The sequence below is a fragment of the Sphingomonas sp. CD22 genome (genome assembly GCF_034556155.1).
Lineage (GTDB): Bacteria > Pseudomonadota > Alphaproteobacteria > Sphingomonadales > Sphingomonadaceae > Sphingomonas.
Map to the genome: position 1 here is coordinate 244,520 of NZ_JAYDYX010000005.1, position 23,583 is coordinate 268,102.

General features: G+C 68.4%; 24 protein-coding genes. 20 read left to right on the forward strand and 4 right to left on the reverse strand.

What is annotated here, in order from left to right:
* Positions 1 to 200 precede the first annotated feature (200 nt).
* The 15 genes from SFC76_RS11875 to SFC76_RS11945 all read left to right on the forward strand — a co-directional run bounded on the left by SFC76_RS11875 (position 201) and on the right by SFC76_RS11945 (position 16,983).
* The gene (locus SFC76_RS11875; protein ID WP_322849677.1) at positions 201 to 2,453 is read left to right on the forward strand and encodes a TonB-dependent receptor; all 2,253 of its coding nucleotides are present in this window, start codon (positions 201 to 203) and stop codon (positions 2,451 to 2,453) included.
* A gap of 270 nt (positions 2,454 to 2,723) precedes the next feature.
* Positions 2,724 to 3,830, forward strand: a complete 1,107-nt coding sequence (locus SFC76_RS11880; RefSeq protein ID WP_322849678.1) for a Gfo/Idh/MocA family oxidoreductase — start codon at positions 2,724 to 2,726, stop codon at positions 3,828 to 3,830.
* Complete coding sequence (locus tag SFC76_RS11885; RefSeq protein ID WP_322849679.1) at positions 3,827 to 4,303, forward strand: cupin domain-containing protein; 477 nt, start codon at positions 3,827 to 3,829, stop codon at positions 4,301 to 4,303. Before SFC76_RS11880 ends, SFC76_RS11885 begins: the two co-directional genes overlap by 4 nt.
* Positions 4,304 to 4,440: 137 nt before the next feature.
* Positions 4,441 to 4,575 (forward strand): hypothetical protein, encoded by a 135-nt coding sequence (locus SFC76_RS11890; RefSeq protein ID WP_322849680.1) that lies wholly within the window; start codon positions 4,441 to 4,443, stop codon positions 4,573 to 4,575.
* A 20-nt stretch (positions 4,576 to 4,595) separates the two neighbouring features.
* A complete protein-coding gene (locus SFC76_RS11895; RefSeq protein ID WP_322849681.1) occupies positions 4,596 to 4,910 on the forward strand; it encodes an STAS domain-containing protein in 315 nt (104 codons plus the stop codon).
* Entirely contained in the window at positions 4,907 to 5,275 is a 369-nt protein-coding gene (locus SFC76_RS11900; protein WP_322849682.1) for a response regulator, read from the forward strand. Before SFC76_RS11895 ends, SFC76_RS11900 begins: the two co-directional genes overlap by 4 nt.
* On the forward strand, positions 5,272 to 7,209 hold the full coding sequence (locus SFC76_RS11905) for a chemotaxis protein CheA (protein WP_322849683.1): 1,938 nt from the start codon (positions 5,272 to 5,274) through the stop codon (positions 7,207 to 7,209). The genes SFC76_RS11900 and SFC76_RS11905 overlap by 4 nt, the downstream gene beginning before the upstream one ends.
* Positions 7,210 to 7,212: 3 nt before the next feature.
* Complete coding sequence (locus tag SFC76_RS11910; RefSeq protein ID WP_322849684.1) at positions 7,213 to 7,689, forward strand: chemotaxis protein CheW; 477 nt, start codon at positions 7,213 to 7,215, stop codon at positions 7,687 to 7,689.
* 47 nt (positions 7,690 to 7,736) lie between these two features.
* Positions 7,737 to 9,683, forward strand: a complete 1,947-nt coding sequence (locus tag SFC76_RS11915; protein ID WP_322849685.1) for a methyl-accepting chemotaxis protein — start codon at positions 7,737 to 7,739, stop codon at positions 9,681 to 9,683.
* Positions 9,684 to 9,793: 110 nt separating this feature from the next.
* Positions 9,794 to 11,620 (forward strand): methyl-accepting chemotaxis protein, encoded by a 1,827-nt coding sequence (locus SFC76_RS11920; protein ID WP_322849686.1) that lies wholly within the window; start codon positions 9,794 to 9,796, stop codon positions 11,618 to 11,620.
* Positions 11,617 to 12,120, forward strand: coding sequence for a chemotaxis protein CheW (locus tag SFC76_RS11925; RefSeq protein WP_322849687.1), 504 nt, complete (start codon positions 11,617 to 11,619; stop codon positions 12,118 to 12,120). The genes SFC76_RS11920 and SFC76_RS11925 overlap by 4 nt, the downstream gene beginning before the upstream one ends.
* Entirely contained in the window at positions 12,117 to 12,968 is an 852-nt protein-coding gene (locus SFC76_RS11930; RefSeq protein ID WP_322849688.1) for a protein-glutamate O-methyltransferase CheR, read from the forward strand. The genes SFC76_RS11925 and SFC76_RS11930 overlap by 4 nt, the downstream gene beginning before the upstream one ends.
* Before the next feature lies 1 nt (position 12,969).
* Positions 12,970 to 14,046 (forward strand): protein-glutamate methylesterase/protein-glutamine glutaminase, encoded by a 1,077-nt coding sequence (locus SFC76_RS11935; protein WP_322849689.1) that lies wholly within the window; start codon positions 12,970 to 12,972, stop codon positions 14,044 to 14,046.
* 13 nt (positions 14,047 to 14,059) lie between these two features.
* Complete coding sequence (locus tag SFC76_RS11940; protein ID WP_322849690.1) at positions 14,060 to 15,730, forward strand: hypothetical protein; 1,671 nt, start codon at positions 14,060 to 14,062, stop codon at positions 15,728 to 15,730.
* Positions 15,731 to 15,786: 56 nt separating this feature from the next.
* Entirely contained in the window at positions 15,787 to 16,983 is a 1,197-nt protein-coding gene (locus tag SFC76_RS11945; RefSeq protein ID WP_322849691.1) for a histidine-type phosphatase, read from the forward strand.
* On the opposite strand, the gene SFC76_RS11950 is transcribed toward SFC76_RS11945, so the two are convergent.
* Positions 16,977 to 17,585 carry an NAD(P)-dependent oxidoreductase gene (locus SFC76_RS11950; RefSeq protein ID WP_322849692.1) on the reverse strand — a complete coding sequence of 203 codons (609 nt, stop codon included), beginning with the start codon at positions 17,583 to 17,585 and terminating at the stop codon, positions 16,977 to 16,979. The two genes, SFC76_RS11945 and SFC76_RS11950, sit on opposite strands and share 7 nt — an antisense overlap.
* A gap of 55 nt (positions 17,586 to 17,640) precedes the next feature.
* On the opposite strand from SFC76_RS11950, the gene SFC76_RS11955 reads away from it, so the two are divergent.
* From SFC76_RS11955 to SFC76_RS11970, 4 genes are read left to right on the forward strand one after another with little or no spacing between them, the layout of a single operon-like run.
* A complete protein-coding gene (locus tag SFC76_RS11955; protein WP_322849784.1) occupies positions 17,641 to 18,060 on the forward strand; it encodes a helix-turn-helix domain-containing protein in 420 nt (139 codons plus the stop codon).
* A 54-nt stretch (positions 18,061 to 18,114) separates the two neighbouring features.
* A complete protein-coding gene (locus SFC76_RS11960) occupies positions 18,115 to 18,618 on the forward strand; it encodes a metallophosphoesterase family protein (protein ID WP_322849693.1) in 504 nt (167 codons plus the stop codon).
* 26 nt (positions 18,619 to 18,644) lie between these two features.
* Positions 18,645 to 18,827 carry a hypothetical protein gene (locus tag SFC76_RS11965; RefSeq protein ID WP_322849694.1) on the forward strand — a complete coding sequence of 61 codons (183 nt, stop codon included), beginning with the start codon at positions 18,645 to 18,647 and terminating at the stop codon, positions 18,825 to 18,827.
* Positions 18,824 to 18,982 carry a hypothetical protein gene (locus tag SFC76_RS11970; protein WP_322849695.1) on the forward strand — a complete coding sequence of 53 codons (159 nt, stop codon included), beginning with the start codon at positions 18,824 to 18,826 and terminating at the stop codon, positions 18,980 to 18,982. Before SFC76_RS11965 ends, SFC76_RS11970 begins: the two co-directional genes overlap by 4 nt.
* Positions 18,983 to 18,995: 13 nt before the next feature.
* Here SFC76_RS11970 and SFC76_RS11975 read toward each other — a convergent pair whose 3' ends face one another.
* Genes SFC76_RS11975 through SFC76_RS11985 form a run of 3 tightly spaced genes read right to left on the reverse strand, consistent with a single transcriptional unit; the run spans position 18,996 to position 22,329 of the window.
* Positions 18,996 to 19,262, reverse strand: a complete 267-nt coding sequence (locus tag SFC76_RS11975; RefSeq protein WP_322849696.1) for a hypothetical protein — start codon at positions 19,260 to 19,262, stop codon at positions 18,996 to 18,998.
* A gap of 54 nt (positions 19,263 to 19,316) precedes the next feature.
* Positions 19,317 to 21,071: a tryptophan-rich sensory protein gene (locus SFC76_RS11980; protein WP_322849697.1), complete on the reverse strand. Its 1,755-nt coding sequence runs from the start codon at positions 21,069 to 21,071 to the stop codon at positions 19,317 to 19,319.
* Positions 21,072 to 21,126: 55 nt separating this feature from the next.
* Positions 21,127 to 22,329: an MFS transporter gene (locus SFC76_RS11985; protein WP_322849698.1), complete on the reverse strand. Its 1,203-nt coding sequence runs from the start codon at positions 22,327 to 22,329 to the stop codon at positions 21,127 to 21,129.
* A gap of 104 nt (positions 22,330 to 22,433) precedes the next feature.
* Between SFC76_RS11985 and SFC76_RS11990 the strand changes: the two genes are divergently transcribed.
* The gene (locus tag SFC76_RS11990) at positions 22,434 to 23,342 is read left to right on the forward strand and encodes a LysR family transcriptional regulator (RefSeq protein ID WP_322849699.1); all 909 of its coding nucleotides are present in this window, start codon (positions 22,434 to 22,436) and stop codon (positions 23,340 to 23,342) included.
* The last annotated feature ends 241 nt before the right edge of the window (positions 23,343 to 23,583 follow it).

The following is a 23,583-nucleotide window of genomic DNA, read 5'->3' on the forward strand; positions in this document are numbered from 1 at the left end:
CCGCAAACGTTAATTCGATTTTCCTGCCGCCAGCAGCTTTAGTGTCAACAAGGACAAACCCGCGATCGAAAGGTTTTATCATCAGTAAAAATCGGAGTTGCTGCGCCAGACAGCCATGCGGAGTCTCTACAAGGACTGGACAAATAAAACGATCCAGGGGGACTTTTATGCGCTATCGTCTTTCGCTTCATGCACGATGCTTGATCGCCGCCTCCGCTGCCGCGCTCGCAGCATCACCGACCAGCGCCCAGACGCAGGGGGCAGCGCCCAAACCGGATACCGTCAAGGAGGGCGCCGACGGCGAGATCATCGTCACTACGACCGCGCAGAAGCGGTTCGAGAACCTTCAGAACGTGCCCATGCCTGTGCAGGTCGTACTGCCTTCGCAGCTCGATGCGCAGGGCGCGCATCACTTCCAGGATCTCGACAAGGTGATGCCGTCGCTCGTCATCCGGCCGGCGAACCATCCGGTGAATTACAACGTGGCGATGCGCGGCATCGGCACTTTCGCTTATGCGATCGGAGTGGAATCGAGCGTTGCGGCAACCGTGGATGGCGCGCCGGTCGCGTTTCTGGCGCGCGCGATCACCGACCTGCCCGACGTCGCGATGATCGAAGTGCTGCGCGGGCCGCAAAGCACGCTGTACGGCAAGTCCGCATCGGCGGGTCTCATCAAGATCATGACAACGCAGCCGACCGACCAGCTGCATATCCGTGCCAATGCCCGCATCACCGGCGATCATGAATTCGCCGAGCAGCTGAGCCTCACCGGGCCGCTGACCGATACGCTCGGCTTCGTCTTCTCGGGCGGCTACACGCATTGGGACGGCAACGCGCGCAACCTTGGCAACGGCAAGCGCGCCAATGGCCGCGAGACGCTCAATTCGCGCGCCAAGCTGCGCTGGAAGGCCAGTCCCGGCCTCACCTTCACCCTGTCGGGCAATTATCTGACCGGCAATTCCGCCGCCGCGCGGCCGTTCGTGGCGATGTCCCCCGACGCACGGTTGCGCGGCGATCCCGCCCTGACCAGCGCGGTGGTGCTGCCGGGGGTCGCGATCGGTCCCGGCAATCAGGACGTCGCCTACAACGACCGTTCGGGCACGCAATATCACGGCGGCGGCGGACTGCTGCGCACCGAACTCAATCTGGGTACGCTGAACCTGCTCAGCCTGACGGGCTACGACCGGTTCAAGCTCGACGACTATTTCGACTATGACGATACCGCTGCGACGAAACGCATCGGCAATGCGCGCGAAATCGGCACCTTCCGGTCGCGGCTGTTCAGCCAGGAGGTGCGGCTGCTGTCCCCCGACGATGCGGCGTTCCGCTATGCTTTGGGCGTCTATTATGCGAACACCGGCTTCGAACGCCCGTTCGACCGCGGTCCCGGTTTCGCCTTGTCCAACCTGTACGCCACCGCGGGCTCGCGGCAGGTCGCCGGCTTCGGCCAGATCGACTGGGAGTTCGTGCCGCACCTCACCGCGACGGCCGGCGGCCGGGTCCAGAACGAGCGCGTCACTTATACCTATGCCAATCGCCTGCTGGCCCGACGCGATCCAACCGCGAAGAGCAATTTCGCCGGTCACGACAGCGACAATGTCTTCACCTACCGTCTCGGCCTCGATTATCAGGCGACCCGCGACCTGATGCTCTTCGGCAGCTATGCGACCGGCTACAAGGGGCAGGCCTATGACCTGTCGACGGGGTTCGACCAGCAGCGCGCCGACAGCGGCCCGATCCGGCCCGAACGCTCGCGCGACAAGGAAATCGGCGTGCGTAGCCAGTGGTTCGATCGTCACCTGACGTTCAACCTCACCTTCTTCAACACCCATTATCGCGATCTGCAGGCACAGACGATCGAGACCTTTCCCGATGGCACGTTCATCAACCGGCTGACCAACGTCGGCCGGCTGGTGACGCGTGGCATCGAGATTGAAAGCTCGGTACGGCCGACGGACGATTTCACGCTGACCGGCAATGCCACCTATCTCCGCGCGAACTACGTCTCCTTCCCCTCCGCGCCCTGCTATGCGTTGCAGACCGAGGCGCTGGGTTGCACCGGCAGTCCCCGTCGCCAGAACCTCAGCGGCGAACGCCTGCCGCAGGCGCCGACGTGGCGGATCAATGCGAGCGCGGAATATTCGCCCGCGCTCGACGACCAACGGCGCGGCGTGATGCAGGTCGCGTGGCAATATCAGGGCGCGCTTTATTATGCGCCGCGCGACCCGCAGGTGCTGCAGAACGCCTATCACATCGTCAACGTCAATCTCGGCGTGCGCGATCAGGCGCACCGTTGGGAAGCAGTCGCTTTCCTCGACAACGTGTTCGACCAGCGCCACTATAGCGCGATGGTCAACGTCGCGAGCAACTTCGACAATCGTGTCGCCACCGTCGCGATGCTGCCTCGCGACTATCGCCGCTACGGCGGCCTCCGCGTCGGGCTCAACTTCTAGCCCGAGCATAAGCCTCGGATATACGACGATAATCCAGCTTGTATCTGTCTGACCGCCTCGACTACCAAGGTTGCGAGCCGTGAGTCGCGGCGGCAGACACATCGCTCGTCGGAGCGGCACAACGAGCCGGGCGATCCCCGGTCGGGAGGAGGAGCATGATGGCGATCGGATGCCGCCTCCGGTGCGGCACGACCCGGGCGTTCGATCCGTCGCGGCACGCGGCAGGCGCATCATCCGGCGCGCCGCTTATCCTGCACATCGGAGCCTGACATGGACATCGGACGTCGTGACCTCCTGCTGTCGGCGGCGGCGCTGACCGTCGGCTCCAGCGCGATCGGGCGGGCGGCGCCGGACCGGCCGCTCGGTTATGCCATCGTCGGGCTCGGCAGCTACGGCCTGGGCGTGATCATCCCGCAATTCGCCAATTGCACGCACAGCCGCCTCGTCGCGGTGGTGAGCGGCGACGCCGCCAAGGCGCAGCGCGTCGCGGCGGAGCACGGCCTGCCGGCGCGATCGGTCTATTCCTACGCCAATTTCGACACGATCCGCGACAATCCCGACGTCGACATCGTCTATGTCTGCCTGCCCAATTCGATGCATGCCGAATATACCATCCGCGCCGCCAAGGCCGGCAAGCACGTCATGTGCGAGAAGCCGATGGCGGTGTCGGTCGCCGAATGCGAGGCGATGATCGCCGCCTGCAAGAAGGCCAATCGCAAGCTGATGATCGGCTATCGCTGCCATTTCGAGCCGTTCAACCTTGAGGCGATGCGGCTGGCGCGCACCGGCGCCGCCGGCAAGATCCGCTACGTCCGCACCGAGCACGGCTTCACGCAGGGCAGCCCGTCGGCATGGCGGCTCAAGCGCGCGCTGGCGGGCGGCGGCTCGCTGATGGACATGGGCGTCTACAGCCTGCAGGCGGCGCGCTACATGACCGGCGAGGAGCCGATCGCGGTGACCGCGCGCGAATCCACCGACCGGCGCGATCCGCGCTTCACCGAGGTGGAGGACATGATCGAATGGACGCTGGAATTCCCGTCCGGCGCGATCGCCGGCTGCCAGTCGATGTATAGCGCCAACCAGAACCATATCCTGCTGATGGGCGACAAGGGCCGCATCGAACTGGAGCCGGCGACGCGCTACGACGGCAATCACATGTGGCTCGGCCGCGACGGTCGCGAGCGCGAGGTGACGCCGCCTGCCGGCCCGGCCAAGACGCAATTCGCCGGGCAACTCGACCACCTCGCGCAATGCGTGGTGAGCGGGCGCCAGCCGATCGTCTCCGGCGAGGAGGGGCTGCGCGACATGCGGATCATCGAGGCGATCTATCGCTCGGCCCGCGAGGGCCGGACGATCCGGCTGGACGGCCGCGCATGACCGTCGTGCGTCTTTGCGGCGCGCTGGCAATGCTGGTCGCCGCGCCGCTGCCGGCGCAGACTACCGCCCCCGCCCGCTTCGCCGCCGCCGCTGACGTACAGGCGCAGATCGCAACCATGGCCGAGGCGATGAAACCGGGCCAGGGCTTCGCCTGGCAGCCGCTGGTGCAGGCCAACGGCGATGTCGCCGCGCTGGAAATCTGGAAGAAGCCGGGACGCCCCGCGGTCCACCCCGCGCAGGCGGAATATGTCATGGTCGTCGACGGCGCCGGCACGATGATCTCGGGCGGCACGCTCGCCGATGCCACGCCGACCCGCGCCGACCTGACCGAAGGCAGCCGCATCGTCGGCGGCACGACGCGGACGCTGAAGCCGGGCGACGTGTTCCTCGTCCCGGCCGGCGTGCCGCATTGGTTCGGGATCACCGGCGACCGGCTGGTCCTGCTCGGCACCAAGCTTCCCGCCGCGCACTGACGGCCGGCACGCGCCGATCCTGCATCGCATTCGCACCCGATCCGCTGCAATTGCGGATCGGGATCGGCGATGGCCTACTATACGCAAATAGCCGTCCCTGACGCTGCACGCGCGACCCGCGTGCGACAGAATTTTGCGTGCGCGATGATTTTGCCGCGGCAACAGTTGCGGCATTAACGGCTTTTAAATCCATTCCTGACCAAAAGGCCGTCGTTAGCCGTCTCGCCCGCTTTAGCATCGGCCTGCCGGCAAACGGCGTTGCGGTGCTATAAATCAGCGAGGCGATCAAGACATGACCACCATGACGTTGGTGCTCAATGAAGACGCATGTCTGAAGACGATCGGCGATATTGCCGCTCGTCTACAGGATGCTGCGTCCGAGCATGACAGCATTTGCCTCGATCTCACCGCGGCGGGCAATATCGACCTGAGTATCTTGCAACTTATTGAGGCGGCACGGCGACACGCCGCGAACGGGGGCGCCGCGGTGACGCTGTCGCAGCCTGCCGCGCCGGCGCTCGCCGCGCTGCTCGACCGCACCGGCTTCCTCGCCGCGGCGTCGCCTGCCGACATCACCTTCTGGTTCCACGGAGAATTGCCGCAATGACCGCTTCCATCCTGACCGTCGACGACAGCGCGAGCCTGCGCATGGCGATCCGCATCGCCCTGACGGGCGCGGGCTATGCCGTGACCGAGGCGGGCGACGGCATCGAGGGGCTCGCCAAGGCAGCGGAGACGCGGTTCGACCTGATCGTCACCGATCTGAACATGCCGAACATGGACGGGCTGACGATGATTCGCGAGTTGCGCAAGCAGCCCGAACAGGCTGGCGTGCCGATCCTCTTCCTGACCACCGAATCGGACGGCGACGTCAAGGCGCAGGCGAAGGCGGCGGGCGCCACCGGCTGGCTGGTCAAGCCGTTCGTGCCAGAACAGCTCGTCAAGACCGCCCGCAAGGTGCTCGGCAGATGACCGAGGACCCCGCCGCCGCCTTCCGCGTCGAGGCCGCCGAACTGCTCGACCAGGTCGAACAGGGGCTGCTCGATCTCGGCCATCATCTCGGCGACATGGCCCTGGTCAATGCCGTGTTCCGCGGGCTGCACACGTTGAAAGGCTCGGGCGCGATGTTCGGCTTCGACGCGCTCGCCGCCTTCACCCATCATTGCGAAAGCGCGTTCGACAAGGTCCGCAAGGGCGAGGTGCCCGCGACCGAGGAACTCGTCGCGGTGATCCTGTCGGCGGGCGACCATATGCGCGCGCTGGTCGACGGCGATCCCGACGCCGGCGAGGGCGACGCGATCCTCGCGCGTCTCGCCGACGCGGTCGCAGCGGCGCAGAGCGATGGGCCCGCGGTCGCGGCGCCGGCGGTGGCGCAGCGCGGCTGGAAATTGTTCTTCCGTCTGCCCGTCGACGCGATGCGCAACGGCACCAACCCGCTGACCCTGCTCGACGAATTGCGTGAGCTGGGCGCGTGCACGATCGCGGTGCGCACCGATACGGTGCCGCCGCTGCCGGCGCTGGTGCCCACCGACTGCCATCTCGGCTGGGACGTGACGCTGACCGGCGACATCAGCCGCGAGGCGATCGAGGACGTCTTCATCTTCGTGATGGACGACATGACGCTCGACATCGAAGCGATCGAACCCGAGTCGCCGGTCGCGGAGGCGGTCGTCGCGGCAGCACCTGTCGAGGACGACGGCCAGAACGGGGCGAAGCTGCCCGTCAAGCCGGCGGCGGAGAGCGTCCGCGTTCCCGCGGAGCGGCTCGACCTGCTGATGGATCGCGTCGGCGAGTTCGTCATCGCGCAGAGCCGGCTGTCGCAGCTCGCGCATCAGGACGGCGGCGTCGCGATGCGTTCGGTGTCCGAGGAGATCGAGCGGCTGTCGGGTGAATTGCGGGATACGATGATGGGGCTGCGCATGGTGCCGGTCGGTGCGCTGTTCGGCCGTTTCCGCCGTCTCGTCCACGATCTCGCGCGCGATACCGGCAAAGCGATCGAGCTGGTCACCGACGGCGAGGCGACCGAGATCGACAAGACCGTCGTCGAACGCCTGTTCGATCCGCTCGTCCATATCGTCCGCAACAGCTGCGACCATGGCCTGGAGACGGCGGAGGTGCGGGCCGCCGCCGGCAAGCCCGCCGCCGGCACCGTCCGCCTGTCGGCGCATCAGGCCGGCGGCGAGGTGGTGATCACCATCCGCGACGACGGCCGCGGCATCGACCGCGCCCGCGTCCGCGCCAAGGCGGAGGCGAACGGCCTCGTCCAGCCCGGCCAGGTGCTGACCGACGGCGACCTGCTCGGGCTGATCTTCGCACCCGGCTTCTCGACCGCGGCGCAGGTGACGAGCCTGTCCGGCCGCGGCGTCGGCATGGACGTCGTCAAGCGCACGATCGAGACGCTGCGCGGTACGATCGACGTCGCCTCGGTCGATGGCGAGGGCTCGACGATCACCCTGCGCATCCCGCTGACGTTGGCGATCATCGACGGGCTGCTCGTCCGCGTCGGCGAGGGGCGTTACGTATTGCCGCTCGCCGCGGTCGAGGAATGCCTCGAACTCAGTCCCGAGGAGGATGTGCGCTCGCGCGGGCGCAGCCTGATCAGCCTGCGCGACCGGCTGGTGCCGTTCGTGCGGCTGCGCGACCTGTTCGCCACCGGCACCGCGCCCGATCCCTATCAGAAGATCGTCGTCGTCTCGATCGGCGCGGAGCGTGTCGGGCTGGTCGTCGACCAGATCATCGGCAACCACCAGACCGTCATCAAGTCGATGTCGGCGCTGCATCGCGACATCGGCTCCTTCTCGGGCGCCACCATCCTCGGCGACGGCAACGTCGCCCTCATCCTCGACATCGGCCATCTGGTCGATCTCGCCCAGCCCCGGGAGGAGCGGCTGCAGGCCGCGGGATAAGCCATGACCGATTCCACCTTCCTGCCCTGGACCGCCGACGGCACGCTCGAAGTGCTGTCCTTCGGCGTCGGCGGCGAAACCTTCGCGATCGAGGCCGTGCTGGTCCAGGAAATCCTCGACCTGATGCCGGAAACCGCGGTGCCGGGCGCCGATCCGCTGGTCGGTCACGTCATCAACTTCCGCGGCCGCGTCATCCCCCTCGCCGACCTGCGCCGCGCGTTCGACATGGCGCCGGCGGACACCAATCGCGACAACCGCATCGTCGTGATCGAACGGCCGATCGGCGAGACGCTCGAACTAATCGGCCTGCGCGCCGACCGGGTCAATGAGGTGACGACGCTGTCGGCGGCGGATTGCGAGGCGGCACCGGCGATCGGCATGCGCTGGCGCCGCGACCACATCCGCGGACTGATCCAGCACAAGGGCGAGATCGTCGTCCTGCCCGACCTCGACGCCATCTTCGCGACCCTCGTCCACTGATCAGCCGCCGCCGGCACTCGCAAGACAATAATAGGGGAGAACCTGTCATGACCGCATTCACCAATCTCTCGATACCGAAGAAACTGATCGTCTGTTTTACGATCCTGCTGCTGTTCGCGATCGGCGCCAACACGGTCATCTACAACAAGTCCAACGACTTGAAGGCGGCGACCGAGATGAACCAGCACACCTTCGCGGTGATCGGCGCAGCCAATCGGATCAAGGAGAATGCGGTCAATCAGGAGACCGGCTATCGCGGCTTTCTGCTGTCGGGCGACGCCAAATTCCTCGAACCCTATCGCAAGGGCGCGACCGACCTCAGCGCCGCGCTGGACGAGGCGCGCAAGCTGACCGCGGACAATCCGCGCCAGCAGGAGCGGTTGCAGAAGATCAAGTCACTGGTCGACGACTGGCACGACCGCGTCGCCGAACGCGCCATCCACCTGATGGGCAATCCGCAGACCGTCGGCGAGGCCCGCCAGATCGAGATCAGCGGCGCCGGCAAGCAGGTGTTCGACAGCCTGCGCGCCGAGATCGCCGCGGTGACCGATGAGGAGAACCGGCTGATGACCGAGCGCCAGGCCGCCCAAGCCGCGGCGTTCGCCACCATCGAGCGCGCGATCTTCATCGGCACCGCGCTGACGCTGGTGTTGCTCGTGGCGATCGGCTTCGGCATGACGGCGACGATCGCCCGCCCCGTCGGCCGCGTCGCCGAGCTGCTCGGCACGCTCGCGACCCCGCTCGCCACCGATCGCCGCGACGAGGTCGGGCGGATGATGGGCAGCGCGCAGGCGGTCGAGGCGGCGTTCCGCGACGTCTCCAACGTCGTCGCCGCGGTGTCGCTGGGCGACCTGTCGAAGCGGCTTGAGCGCGACTACGGCGGGCTGAGCAGCGAGGTCGGCCAGTTGCTGACGACGATGACCGTCAATCTCACCGCGATGGCGACCCTCGCCGACCGGATCGCCAACGGCGACCTGACCGTCGATCATTCGCCGCTGTCGGACAAGGACGTGCTCGGCCGCGCGCTGGCGACGATGATCGACCGGCTCGGCGTCGTCGTCGGCGACGCGATCGCCGCGGCGGAAAGCGTCGGCGCCGGCAGCCAGCAATTGTCGGCATCGTCGGAGCAGATGAGCCAGGGTGCGACCGAACAGGCCGCCGCCGCCGAGGAAGCCTCGGCATCGATGGAACAGATGGCCGCCAACATCAAACAGAACGCGGACAATGCCGCACAGACCGAAAAGATCGCGCGCCAGTCGTCGAGCGAGGCGGAGCGCAGCGGTGCCGCCGTCCAGCGGGCGGTGGGCGCGATGCGGACGATCGCCGAGAAGATCAGCTTCGTGCAGGAAATCGCCCGCCAGACCGATTTGCTCGCGCTTAACGCGGCGGTCGAGGCGGCACGCGCCGGCGACCATGGCAAGGGCTTCGCGGTCGTCGCCGCCGAAGTGCGCAAGCTCGCCGAGCGCAGCCAGGCCGCCGCGACCGAGATCAGCGCGATGTCCTCCGATACGGTCGGTGCCGCCACCGAGGCGGGCGACATGCTGATCCGGCTGGTGCCCGACATCCGCCGCACCGCGGAACTCGTCTCCGAGATCAGCGCCGCCTGCCGCGAACAGGATATCGGCGCGTCGCAGATCAATCAGGCGATCCAGCAGCTCGATCAGGTGACGCAGCAGAACGCCTCGGCGTCTGATCAAATTTCCTCGACCTCGGATGCGCTCGCCGATCAGGCGGAGGAATTGCAGCAGAGCATCGCCTTCTTTCGCCTTGCCGACGCCGACCGCGCCGTGCCGGCCCAACCCGCCGCACGCAAGGCGATCGCCACCGCTCCGACGCGCCGCCGCGCGCCGATCAAGGGCACCAAGACCGCCAGCCTGACCAAGGTGAAGCCGGGGACGATCACCGACCAGCAGTCGCGCGTCCGTGGCTACGCCCTCGACCTCAGCGTCGGCGGCCCGGATGCCGAGGACGCCGACTTCGGCCGCGCCGCCTGATCGACGGATCCGGATGGCGGCATGATCGCCATCCGGACCGCGAACGGGCGTCGGGCGACAAACCCCTTCAACGCGCGATCCAGCGCTTCCGATTTTTTTAGGATTTCACCATGCGGGCAACGATCAAGATGAAGCTGGGGATCGCATTCGCGGTCCTGACGGCGATGTTGCTGATGGTCATCGGCCTCGGCATCGCCAAGTCGAACACCCTCAACGACGCGATCACCGACGTCATCGCCGGTCCGGCCAAGCAGCTCCAGTCGGCGCAGCAGGTCGAGGCGCATCTCGGCTACATGCTGTCGAACCAGAAGGCGCTCGCGCTCAATTCCGATCAGCAGATCATGGCCGGCTACAACACCGACACCGCCCGCCGGATGCGCCAGTTCGAGACGCTGCTCGCGGATGGCGAAACCCGGGCCGCCGCGGACGACAAGCCGTTGTGGCGCCAGGCGCGGCAGGATTGGGAGGCGCTGAAGCCGGTCTACGAACGGATCAGCGCGCTCGGCACTGCCAACGAGAACGCCAAGGCCGGCGAGCTCACCGAAACCGAACAGAAGAAGATGGTCGAGGCGATCGTCCGCGACGTCAGCGGCATCGTCGATCGGCAGAGCGCGCACATGCACGAGGCGGACGAAGAGACGAACGTGCTCTATGCCAATGCGCGCAACCTGCTGATCGGCGTCGGCTGCGCCGCGACGCTTTTGGCGGCGGCCTGCGCGATCTGGATTTCGATGCTGGTGTCGCGCGGCCTGAAGCGGATCGGCGCTGCGATCGACGCGGTGGCGATCGGCGATCTCGACCATGATGTCGCCGCGACGAACAACGACGAGATCAAGGATTTGATCGACACCGTCAATCGCATGACGGTCAACCTGCGCCAGAGCGCGCAGCTCGCCCAGTCGGTGTCGACCGGCGATCTCACCATCGATCACAAGCCGTTGTCCGACAAGGATATGCTCGGCCATGCCTTGGTTACGATGATCGAGAAGCTGCGCACCGTCGTCGGCGATGCGACGCAGGCCTCCGCCAGCGTCGCCGCGGGCAGCCAGCAATTGTCGTCGGCGTCCGAACAGGTCAGCCAGGGCGCGACCGAACAGGCCGCCGCCGCCGAGGAAGCCTCGGCATCGATGGAACAGATGGCCGCCAACATCAAACAGAACGCCGACAACGCCGACAACGCCGCGCAGACCGAGAAGATCGCCCGTCATTCGTCGAGCGAGGCGGACCGCAGCGGCGCCGCCGTCCAGCGTGCGGTGGGTGCGATGCGGACGATCGCCGAGAAGATCGGCTTCGTGCAGGAAATCGCCCGCCAGACCGATCTGCTCGCGCTCAACGCGGCCGTCGAGGCGGCGCGCGCCGGCGACCATGGCAAGGGCTTTGCGGTCGTCGCCGCCGAAGTGCGCAAGCTCGCCGAGCGCAGCCAGGCCGCCGCGACCGAGATCAGCGCGATGTCCGCGGACACGGTCGGTGCCGCCACCGAGGCGGGCGACATGCTGATCCGCCTCGTCCCCGATATCCGCCGCACCGCGGAGCTGGTCTCCGAGATCAGCGCCGCCTGCCGCGAACAGGATATCGGTGCCTCGCAGATCAACCAGGCGATCCAGCAGCTCGACCAGGTGACGCAGCAGAACGCCTCTGCCTCCGAGCAGATTTCCTCGACCTCGGAAGCGCTGTCCGATCAGGCGGAGGAACTGGAGCACAGCATCGCCTTCTTCCGGCTCGCCGACGATCGGCGGGATAGCGCGCCGCAGGCACGCCGCGTCGCGAAGGCCGCTCCGGTGCGCCGCGCCGAGATCAAGGGAACCAAGATGGCCCGATTGTCCAAGCCCAAGGCGGGATCGATCGCCGATCAGCAGACCCGCGTGCGCGGCTTCGCGCTCGACCTGACCAATGGCGGCCCGGATGCGGAAGACGCCGATTTCGGACGCGCGGCATGAACGGCGGCGACGGCACGCTGCAGACGATCGTCTTCGGCATCGGCGACGAACTGTTCGCGTTGCCGATCGGCGTCGTCCGCGAGATCCTCGATCACGGCCCGGCGTTCCGCGTTCCCAATGCGCCCGACTGGCTGATCGGCCTGTGCGACGTGCGCGGCCTGTCGGTGCCGATGGTCGATTTCCGCATCTGCCTGGGGCTGCCCACCGCCGCGGTGACACCGGCGACGCGCGTGCTGGTGGTCGAAGCGGACACCGGCGGCGAGCGTGCGCTCGTCATCGGGCTGGTGGTCGACCGGGTGCTCGACGTCAGCACCTGGTCGCGCGAGGCGATCGAGCCGCTACCCGACACCGGCACCGCCTGGCATTCGCGCCATGTCGTCAGCGTGCTGCGTCGGGAAGGCGGCTTCGTCGGCCTGCTCGAACTCGACGGCGTGCTGGCCGGCATGGCGGAGATTCTGGCCCAGTCGAGCACGGCGACGCCGGTCGCGGCGGTGTCGTGAGCGACTTCAGCTATGACCGCATCACCGAGGATCTGCTGTCGGCGCGCGATTTCGCCCGCATCTCCGCCTATGTGACCGATGTCTCGGGCATCAAGATGCCCTCCAACAAATCGTCGATGCTCAGCGGGCGGCTGCGCCGCCGGGTGCGGGCGACCGGCCACGACACGCTCACCGACTATTGCGGCTGGCTGTTCGAGGATGGCGGCCTCGCGGTGGAAGCGGAGCATCTGATCAACGCGATCACCACCAACAAGACCGATTTCTTCCGCGAGCCGGGCCATTTCGACTTTCTGAACGCCACACTGCTGCCCGCGCTCGTCGCGGAGGGCCGCAACCGCATCCGCGTGTGGAGCGCCGGCTGCTCGACCGGCGCGGAGCCCTATACGCTGGCGATGCTGCTCGACGCCTTCGCGCAGGATCGCGGCGGGCCGGATTTCGGCATCCTCGCCACCGATCTCGATACCGACGTGCTGGCGGTCGCCCGGCGCGGCGTCTTCCCGCGCGTCGCGGTCGAACCGGTGCCGCCATTGCTCCAGCAGCGCTACGTGCTGCGCCCCACGGCGCCGGGCCGCGACGAGGTGCGCATCGTGCCGGCGCTGCGCGCGGCGATCGGTTTCGCGCCGCTCAACCTGATGGACGATCATTATCCCGTCGGCGCGCCGATGGACATGATCTTCTGCCGCAACGTGCTGATCTACTTCGATCGCGAGACGCAGGAGAAGGTCGTGCGGCGGCTGCTCGCCAATCTGCGCTCGGGCGGCCATCTGTTCCTCGGCCATTCGGAATCGATCGCCGATCTCGACCTTCCGCTCACGCTGGTGGGCAACACCATCTTCAGGCGCCACTGACATGCCGGCCAAGCCAGTCCGCGTCCTGATCATCGACGACAGCGCCAGCGTGCGCCAGGCGATGACCCGCATCCTCTCCGCCGACCCGGAGATCGAGGTGATCGCCGCCGCCGCCGATCCGTTCGCCGCGGCGCGCTACATCCAGGCCGAGGTGCCCGACGTCATCACCCTCGACGTCGAGATGCCGCGGATGGACGGCATCACCTTCCTGCGCCGGATGATGGCGCAATGCCCGACGCCGGTCGTGATGTGCTCGTCGCTGGTCGAGGAAGGGTCGGAGACGCTGCTCCAGGCGCTCGAGGCGGGCGCGGTCGATGTCATCCTCAAGCCGCGCGTCGGCATCGCCGATCATCTGGTCGAGACGCATCTGCATATCTGCGAGACGGTGAAGGGCGCCGCCAAGGCGCGGCTCGGCCGCCGCCAGCCCGCCGGTACCGCGCCGCAGCAGCGATTGACCGCCGACGCGGTGCTGCCGCCGCCGAGCGGCCGCGCGATGAGCCGCACGACCGAGATGGTGGTGTGCATCGGCGCCTCGACCGGCGGAACCGAGGCGCTGCGCGAGGTGCTGACCGCGCTGCCCGCCAATTCGCCGGCGATCGTCGTCGTCCAGCATATGCCGGAAAGCTTCACCCGCGCGTTCGCCCGGCGGCTCGACGGCATGTGCGAGGTCGACGTCAAGGAGGCCGAGGACGGCGACACGGTGATGCGCGGCCGGGTGCTGATCGCGCCGGGCGGCCTGCGCCACATGATGCTCGAACGCCAGGGCGCGCGCTATGTCGCCGCGGTGCGCGAGGGGCCTCTGGTGTCGCGGCATCGCCCGTCGGTCGACGTGCTGTTCCGCTCCGCCGCGCGCAACGCCGGTTCGAACGCGGTCGGCATCATCATGACCGGCATGGGCGACGACGGCGCGCGCGGCCTGCTCGAAATGAAGGAAGCGGGCGCCCGTACGCTCGCGCAGGACGAGGCGACCTCGATCGTCTTCGGCATGCCCAAGGAAGCGATCGCCCGCGGCGCGGCGGATCGCGTCGTGCCGCTCGGCGCGATCGCCCGTGAACTGCTGCTCGCCGCCGCGCGATAACAAGGACAAGACGATGTTCCAGGATAGCAACGCGTTGGTCGTGGTCGAAACCGCGGAATGCCCGATCCGGCGGGGGCTGGCGCAGCTCGCCGCCAATCTCGATACGCGCTTCCTGCGCGCGGGTACGACGCTGGCGGAGGCGATCGGGATGATCGACCGGATCGTCGGCGGCCTCGACACGATCGTCGATGCGCTCGACGCGAGCAACGCCGGCGCCGCCGCCGCCGATCTCACCCAGGTCGCCGAACGCATCACCGCTCTGCCCGCGGCGCTCGCCGGCCGCACCGGGCGGATCAAGACGATCGCCGGCATCGCCGCGCTGCTGCGCCAGCATGTGCTCGACATGCACCGGTCGCTGCGCGTGCTCGGCATCTACGGCATGAACATCAAGATCGCCGCCTCGGGCGAGCCGCAATTCGTCGGCTTCGTCAACGGCATGAACGGCAAGCTCGCCGCCGGCGAGACGCTGCTGACCGAGGTGATCAGCAAACTCAAGGAGCTGGAGACGGGGCTCGCCAGCGTCCAGCAGGTCGATCGCCTGCTCACCGCCGAATGCGTCAAGGCGGTGCCGGCGGTGCCGCAGCGGCTCGCCGCGGATGCGGCCGCGCTCGGCGTCCACCTTCAGGGCGCCGCGCAGCTCGCCCGCCGCGTCGCCGCGATCGCGCGCAGCATCCAGACCAAGGTGGCGGTGCTGCTCGGCGCGTTGCAGGTCGGCGACAGCACCCGCCAGCGGCTGGAGCATGTTGTCGCCGCGCTGCAACTGGTCGAATCGCACGGCTGCGGCCCGGGGGCGGCGGCGCATGTCGATCGCCTGCTCTCCGCGCAGCTCGACGCCGTCGTCCACGATTTCGGCCGCGAGACCGGCGCGCTGGTCGCCTCGCTCGATGCGCTGATCCCCGATGGTCACGCCTTGCTCGACCTGATCGCCGAACAGGCCGGCGAGGACAATCGCGGCTTCCTCACCCGGCTGGAGGAGAGCGTCACCGGCATGGACCGGATCATCGTCCAGCTCCAGTCCGCGCATCAGCAGGCGGAGGGAATGACCGGGCTGATCGATGCCACCGTCACCGAGCTGACGCAGCGCGTCGGCCGGCTGAGCGCGATCCGCACCGACGTGCAGGACATCGCCACCAACACGCGGCTGCTCTGCCGCCGCCACGGTGCGGTCGGCCGCGCCGTCGCGGTGGTCGCGCAGGAGGTGGACGCCTATGCGCGCGATCTCGGCGCGACGACGATCGACGTCGGGCGGACGATCGGGCGGCTCGGCGATGCCGAAGTCTCGCTGGCGCTTGGCGACGACGAGCCGGATGTCGCCACGATGCTCGCCCGCGCGCTGCTCGTGATCCGCAAGGCGTGCCGCCGTACCGAACAGGTCGTGCTGCAGGGCGGCGACGACGCGCAACGGCTGGTCGAGCTGGTCGAGGCGACCGCGGTCGATCTCGCGCAGGAGCTGTCGCTGACCGGCACGATGGAAGAGGCATCGGCGATCCTGGCGGAACGCGCCAGCGACCTGCCCGAGCTGACCCCGGACGACGAGGGCGCGTTGCACGCCGTCCTGCCCACAATCGCCAAGCTCTACACGATGGCGGCGGAGCGCGACGTCCACGCCCGCTTCCTGCTGCCCGGCATGGCGACGACCGCGCATGCGGCGAACGACGATGACGACGACGACGGGCTGTTCTGAGCCGCGTCGGCGCCACCGTCACCGGCCTGACCCAATCCGCGGCTAGCCCGCCGCGGATGACGCTCCTCCGCCTGCTGCCCGCCGCCCTGCTCCTCTTCGCTGCGCCCGCGCCGCTCGCCGCGCGGCCGGCGCTTGCCGTCGAGCGCGTCGTCGTGCTGATGCGACATGGCGTGCGCGCGCCGATCGACGGCGAAGCGCCGGCGGGCACGCGTACCGCCGCGCCCTGGCCGCGCTGGCCGGTGCCGGCGGAGCATCTCACCCCACGTGGCGCGCAGGCGATGACGCTCCTCGGCGCGGAGGATCGCCGCGTGTTGGTCGCCGCCGGGCTGGTGCCGCGCACCGGCTGCCCCGCCCCGCGCACCCTGCGGATTCACGCCAACACCGCCGAGCGCACCATCGCCAGCGGCATCGCCTTCGCCGCCGGCGTCGCGCCGGGCTGCACGATCCCGGTCGAGCACCTCGCGCCCGATCGCGCCGATCCGCTGTTCGAGCCGCTGCGCGCCGGCGCGACCCGGTTCGATCCGGCGACCGCGATCGCCGACATCCAGCGCCATACCGGCGGCATCGACGCGCTCGCCCGCCGCCATGCCGCGGCGATCGCGGAGCTCGACACGTTGCTCGGCTGCGGCGCGCCGCAGGGGTGCAGCCCGATCACCCCCTCCCGCATCCTCCCGTCCGCCGACGGCCGCGGCATCGACCTCAGCGGGCCGATCCGCACCACCTCGGGCACCGCGCAGGTCCTCCTGCTGCAATATGCCGAGGGGCTCGATGTCCCCGGCTGGCCGCGGATCGACGCGGCGGCGCTCCGCCGGGTCGGCACGCTGCACGCCGCGCTGTTCGACGTCTTCACCCGCCCGCCCTATATGGCCGCGCATCAGGCGGCCGTCCTGGGCCGCCACATGCTCGCCGCGCTGACCGAAGCGGACGCCGCACCGGTCGACATATTGGTCGGCCACGACACCAACGTCACCGCGCTGGCCGCCGTGCTGCACGTCCCCCTGCACGCACCCGGCTATGCCGAGGGCGACGTCGCCCCCGGCGGCGCGATCTGGCTCGAACGATTGTACGATCCCGCCCGCAAGCGGCGCTACGTCCGCGCCTCCTATCGGACGCAATCGCCGGACGATCTGCGCCGCCTGTCGCCCAGGGTGACGGTCACGCCGCTGCCGATACCCGGCTGCGGCGTGAGCGGTCTATGCGAGCTGGCGACGTTCGACCGGATGATCCGCCGCCGCCTCGCCCCGGCTCAATAAGCGGCGGTGAAGCGGCCGCGGCTGTGCTGCGGCCGTTCGAGTTCGTCGACCATCGCGATCGCGAAATCGGCGAAACTGATCCGGCTCTCGCCATTCGCATCGACGACGAGCTGGTCGCCGCCGGTGCGATACCGGCCGGTCCGCGGTCCTTCGAAGATCAGCGCCGCCGGCGAGAAGAACGTCCAGTCGACCTCCCGCTCGTCCCGCAACGCATCGAGGAAAGCGATCCCGCCGGCCGCGAACGGCTTCCACTCCTCCGGAAAGTCCGGCGTGTCGAACAGCCGCCGGCCCGGTGCGACCTCCAGGCTGGCGGCACCGCCGGTCACCAGCAGCCGCGGCACGCCCGCGCGCTTGACCGCCGCCAGCAATGTATCCGCCGTGACGTCGAAATGCAGCGCGCTGATGACCGCATCGCTGCCGCGGATCAGTTCGGCGAGCGCCGCCGGGTCGGACGCGTCGCCCGCCACCGCCTCGATCCCGTCCGCCTGCGGGATCGCCGCGGGGTTGCGGGCGATGCCGCGCACCTTGTGGCCGCGCGCGGCGAGTTCCTTGGCGATCTCCGATCCGGCGTGGCCGCTCGCACCCAATACCGATATTTGCATGTCGCAACTCCCTTTGGTTTCCATCGGTGACCAACATCGGTAAAGGTGACCTATGATGCAAGACGGCACCTTCGACTCCCTTGGTCACTCGCGCGAAACCACCATCGGACGCGGCGACGCTTATGCGCGCGACTGCCCGACCCGCCAGTTGCTCGACCGGATCGGCGACAAATGGAGCGTGCTGATCCTGCTGCTGCTCGGCGATCAGGAGCGGCGCTTCGGCCAGCTCAAGCAGCGGATCGGCGGCATCTCGCAGAAGATGCTCAGCCAGACGCTGCGCGCGCTCGAACGCGACGGGCTGGTGACGCGCCACGCCGTCGCGACGGTGCCGGTCACCGTCAGCTATCGCGTCACGCCGCTCGGCCGCGACCTGCTCGCCGCGCTGCGGCTGATGATCGACTGGGCGGAGACGCGCATGCCAGAGGTGGCGGCGGCGCAGGGCCGTTACGACACGCGCACCGCGGCGAGCCACTGATCGGACGCGCGCGCTCCCGCTGCATCGCCTGCCCGGTCTAAGCGTTGATCCACGATGGCCGTCTTCTTCACCGCCGATACGCATTTCGGCGACCACCGCACGATCAACATCCAGCGCCGGCCCTTCGCGGACACCGCGACGATGGACGCGACGCTGATCGCGCGCTGGAACGCCCGCGTTGCGCCGGGCGACATCGTCTGGCACCTCGGCGACGTCGCGCGCCGTGCCGGCGATGTCACCGGGCTGCTCGACCAGCTGCACGGCACCAAGCATCTGCTGTCCGGCAATAACGATCCTGACGGCACCCGCACCGCCGCCGGCTGGGCGAGCGTCGGGGATTATGCGGAGGTGTCGCTGGACGGTCATGCGCTCGTCCTCTGCCATTATCCCTTCCGCAGCTGGAACGGCCAGCATCGCCGCGCGATCAATCTGCACGGCCATAGCCACGGCCGCCTGAAGCCGATGCCGCGCCAGTTCGACGTCGGCGTCGACGCCCGCGATTTCGCGCCGGTCACGCTTGCCGAATTGCTGGCCCCGATGCTGCCGGCCGCTCGTTGAGCAGACACAACGCCAAGGATATCATCATGATCGACCAGCCAGACGACGCAACCGACCGCCCCGATACCGACGACACCGCCGGCAAGACGACCCGCGTGATCGAGGAATCGGGCAGCAGCGGCACCGACGATAAGCACGTCGGCAAGGCGCAGGAGGATCTCGACGCGGACGACCTGAAAGGCTTCGTCAAGGATCCCCTCGAACAATGACGGATCGCGACACCTTCGGACGCGATGCCGGCCCGCGCGACGGCGCCGCCGGCAACCGCCCGTTGATCCGGCGGGTGATCATCGTGATGATCGCCTTTCTCGCCGTATCGATGGCCGGGATGCTGGCGCTCGGCATCGCGCTCTATCGCAGTTGACCGCCGTCGCCGGTCAATCCGCGTCGGGCATCATCCGCGCGGACAGGTCCATCAGGTTGCGCGCCGCATCGCGATCGGCGGCATCCTCGAACACCGCATCGAGCGCCGGCGCCGCATCCAGCATGTAGAGCAACGTCCACAAGGCGAACCGCCGCGCCCGGTCGCGCTCCAGGCCGAGGTCGACGCGCATATGCTCGATCCCCGCGGCGATCGCCTCCGGCGGCACCGTCGCCAATTGGTCGGTGCCGAAATAGCGGCGCATCTGGTCGTCGAGGTCCATCGCCGAGCCTCCTAGCGGCAGATCATCCGGCGGCAAGCCCGCGGGGCCGCCGGCTCATCCTTCCTCCGCCGGATTGTCGCGCCAGATCCGTTCGGCGAGCAGCGTGGCGAAGCCGAGCCAGGCGACGAACGGCACGCCGACCGCCGCCGCCGGCCGGTCCACGCACGCCGCGGTCGCGACATAAGCGGCGCTCGACGCCACCATCGCGCCCGACGCCACCGCGCTCGCACCGAGCTCCTTCTCGCGGAAGAACAATTGCGTCCACCCGCCGACCATCGCGGTATTGAGCAGCCAGAGCCCGACCGCGGCATTGCGCGCCGGCCCCGACGGCCGTCGCAGCAGGCGATAGCCGCCGACCGCGAGGCCCGTCTCGAGTACCGGCCATACCGCGCCGAATGCCGCATCGGGCGGGGTGAAGCCGGGCTTGTCGAGCCGGCGATACCAGCGGCGGATGCCGGGATGCGACGGATCGGGCGCGTTGCGCCGGCCGAGCACCGCGCTCGCCCCGAGCACGACGCCCACCGCGCCGAGCGCGAGCAGCGGCGACAGCCCGCTCGCCACCGGCGCCGCGGCGACGGTTGGCGTCCGCGGTGGCGCGGCGATCGTCGCGTCGGTCGGGATCGCGTCGGCGTAGCGCGACAAATCGAGTTCCTTCGGGCTGCCGCCGAACACCTTGCCCACCATATTATGGACGATCGGCCGGCTCGCCACCGCCAGCACGCCATGCAGCAGCCGGATGGCGAGCCGGCTCTGCGGGTTCATCAGGCGCGGCGCGATCTTGGGGACGCCCTGCGCATCCTCCACCATCGGGCGCATCGCCTCGTCATAAGCCGCAAACGCCGCGGTCACGTCGTCGTGCCGCGCCAGCTCCGCCGCCAGCACATAGGCGCCGGTGATCGCCAGCGTCGTGCCGATCCCGGCGATCGGCGTCGCGCACCAGGCGGCATCGCCGGTCAGCACCACCCTGCCCCTCGACCAGCGCTTCATCCGCACCTGTCGCAGCACGTCGAAATAGAAATCGTCGGTGGTGTCCATGCCGTCCAGCACGCGCGCGGCCTGCCAGCCGGCATCGGCGAACCGCTCGCGCAGCCACGCCTTCTGGCGATCCGTGCTCCAATCCTGCTCGCCGCCCGGCCGCTGCTGCACCGACAGCATCGCGCGGGTCGTGCCGTAACGGTCGGGGCGCAGCGACACGCTGCGGCCGCCGGTCGCATTGTACCAGCGCCACAATCGCCCGTCGTCCGGAGTCCGCGGGATCGTGAAATACGCGATCGTCAGGTCCATCCAGCGCGGCGCATTCTCGTTCGCGAAGACGCGCGATCGGGTCGCCGATCCCACCCCCTCGGCGACGATGACCGCGTCGTATCGCGCTGTGCGTCCGCTGGCGAAGGTGACAATCGCCGCCTCGTCATCCTCGTCGATCGCCGCCACGCTGTCGCCGAAGCGATAGGTGGCGCGCGCCGCGGCGGGTTCGTAGAGCAAGCGGGCGAGATCGCCTCGCAGGATCTCCATCTCGGCGGTGGGTCCGTCGGCACCCAGGTCAGCGGTGATGAACTGCGCGGCGACGCTGCCGTCGCCGTTCACCCAGGCGGTGCCCTCCTCGCCGGTGCCCCGGTCCAGCGCCGCCTGCTCCAGCCCCATCCGCCGCAGCACCTCGCGGCCGACGCCGCGCACGTCGATATTCTGGCCGCCGTCGCGAAACGCAGGCGTCCGTTCGACCACCTCGACATCGAAGCCGGCGCGGCCCAGCCACCACGCCGCGGTATTGCCGGCGACGCTGGCACCGGTGATCAGGATACGGCGGGACATGGCATATTCTCCTCTGCCCCGCACAACGGTCGAGGTGACGGAAGGTCGCGTCTCCTCAACCGTCACGCCGCGCCAGCCGGCTCACCACCGGCGTGATGATCACCGCGAGGATCGCGATCGCCGCCGCGACATAGCCGACCGATCCCAGTCCGAGATGCTGGATCACCGATCCCCCGATGATCGCACCCAGCCCGATACCGGCATTGGCCATCGACACGTTGAGCGTCCCCGCCAGCGCCTGCGCATGGCTGGCGGATTGCATCACCCGGACCTGGCAGATCGGGTAGAGCGCGGTGTTGGCGATACCCCAGACGGCCAGCGCGATCGCGAGCCAGAGCGGCGAGCCGGCGAGCAGCGTCGTCGCGGCCATGCCGATCGCGAGAACCAGCGCGGTGATCGCGGTGACCATCAGCGGCCCGCGCCCGACGAACTGGCCACCCAGCCAGTTCCCGGCAAGCCCGACGATGCCGAAGCCCATCAACCACCAGCCGACCTGCCCTGCCGGAATATGCGCGATCTGCTCGAGCGTGTCGGCAAGATAGGTGTAGGCGGTGAACATCGCGGTGAACACGACGACCGACAGGATGACGTTGCCCAGGAAATACGGGTCCTTGAGGATCCGCGCCTGTTCCGCGAGCTTCACGCGGGCAGGACGGGCCAGCGTCGGCATCACGACGAGCAGCAGCACCGCCATCAGCAACGACAACCCCGACAGGGTCCAGAACGTCCCGCGCCAGCCGAATGCGGTCGACGCCAGCGTGCCCAGCGGGATGCCCAGCACCATCGCGCCGGAAATGCCGAGATAGACGTTGGCGACCGCCTTGCCGGCCTTTTCCGGTCCGGCGAGTTCCCCGGCGGTCTCGCTCGCCGTCCCCCAGAACACCGGCAGCGCCAGCGCCGGCAGGAACCGCGCGATGCCCAGCACCCAGATATTCGGCGCCGCCGCGGCGAGCGCATTGGCTCCGGCGAAGATCACCAGGATCACGACGAACAGCCGCTTGCGTTCGACATGCGACAGCATCGCCGTCAGTACCGGCCCGGCGAGCATGACGGTGAACGCGAACAACGTCACGAGCTGCCCCGCGACCGCGATCGACAGGCCAAGATCCCGCGCGAGCTTCGGCAACAATCCGACGATGATGAATTCGGTCGTGACGATCACGAAGGCGGAGATCGCCAGCAGCAGAACGGCCAGGCCATGGCCCGCGGCGGTCGCGGCCGGCGGCGTCGCGGTAATCGAATGGGCGGGGGACGACATCGGCAAACTCCTGTATCCCGCCGGCTCTAGACGCGACACGAAGCACCGTCCTGCGGCATGAATTCGCGCTTGGCGGGATAATAATTCCAGAATGGAAGACGCCGATGATCCCCTCCGAACGCCTGAAGGGCATCGAAGCCTTCGTCTGCACGGTCGATGCGGGCAGCTTCACCGCCGCCGGCATGCGGCTGAACCTCACCAACTCGGCGGTCAGCAAGAGCGTGGCACGGCTCGAGGCGCGGCTCGGCAGCCGGCTCTTCGAACGGACGACCCGCCGCCTTACGCTGACCGATGCCGGTGCGGCCTTCTACGACACCTGCGTTCGCGTCCTGGGCGACCTCGCCGATGCCGAAGCGGTACTGGCGGCGCATCGGTCGGAGATCGTCGGACGGCTGAAGGTCGACGTGCCGATCGCCTTCGGGCGGATGCAGGCGATGCCGGTGCTGCTCGCCTTCGCCGAACGCCATCCGAACCTCCGACCAGTCATCACCTTCACCGACCGCAAGGTCGACCTCGTCGAGGAGGGCGTCGACGTCGCGATCCGGATCGGCGCGGCGGAGCCGTGGGCGGACCATCTCGGCCACCGCTATCTCGGCAGCGAACGCGTCATCTTCTGCGCCGCTCCCGCCTATATCGCGCGCTGCGGCACGCCGTCGTCGGCGGACGATCTCGCCGCCTTCGACTGTATCCTCTACGGCCGCAGCGACGGCAGCACGATCAACTGGCGGTTCGCCGATGCCGCCGGCCGCACCGAGGAGCGGGCGATGACACCGCGCATCGTGCTCGGCAGCGCGGAAGCGCAGGTCGGTGCGGTCAAGGCCGGCTTCGGCATCGCCCAGCTCGCGACATGGCTGATCGAGACCGAACTCGAACGCGGCGAGCTCGTCGAGATCCTCCCCGACCGCGCCACCGTCGGCCTCCCCCTCCACCTCGTCTGGCCGCGACGACGGCAGCTCACCCCGAAGGTCGACGCGGTGCTCGACGCACTGACGCACGGATTGCGGATCGAATGATGGGAGGGGTGATGGGATGTCCCGAAACTAAACGACTTGATACAAGTGCGCTTATCGGAGCTCAACTCGTTTCGCAGTGAGAAGGTGATGGCGGTAGCCGACGCTAAGATTTAGCGGAATTTCCATACAAGCTTCTTACTATTAGTTAACCACGCATTCGAATGCGTCGAGGCGGCCTACGGCGCTCTGAATTATCGAGCAGGCGCAGCTTTGATGGCGCTGTCGGTCGCAGTAGTTTGAG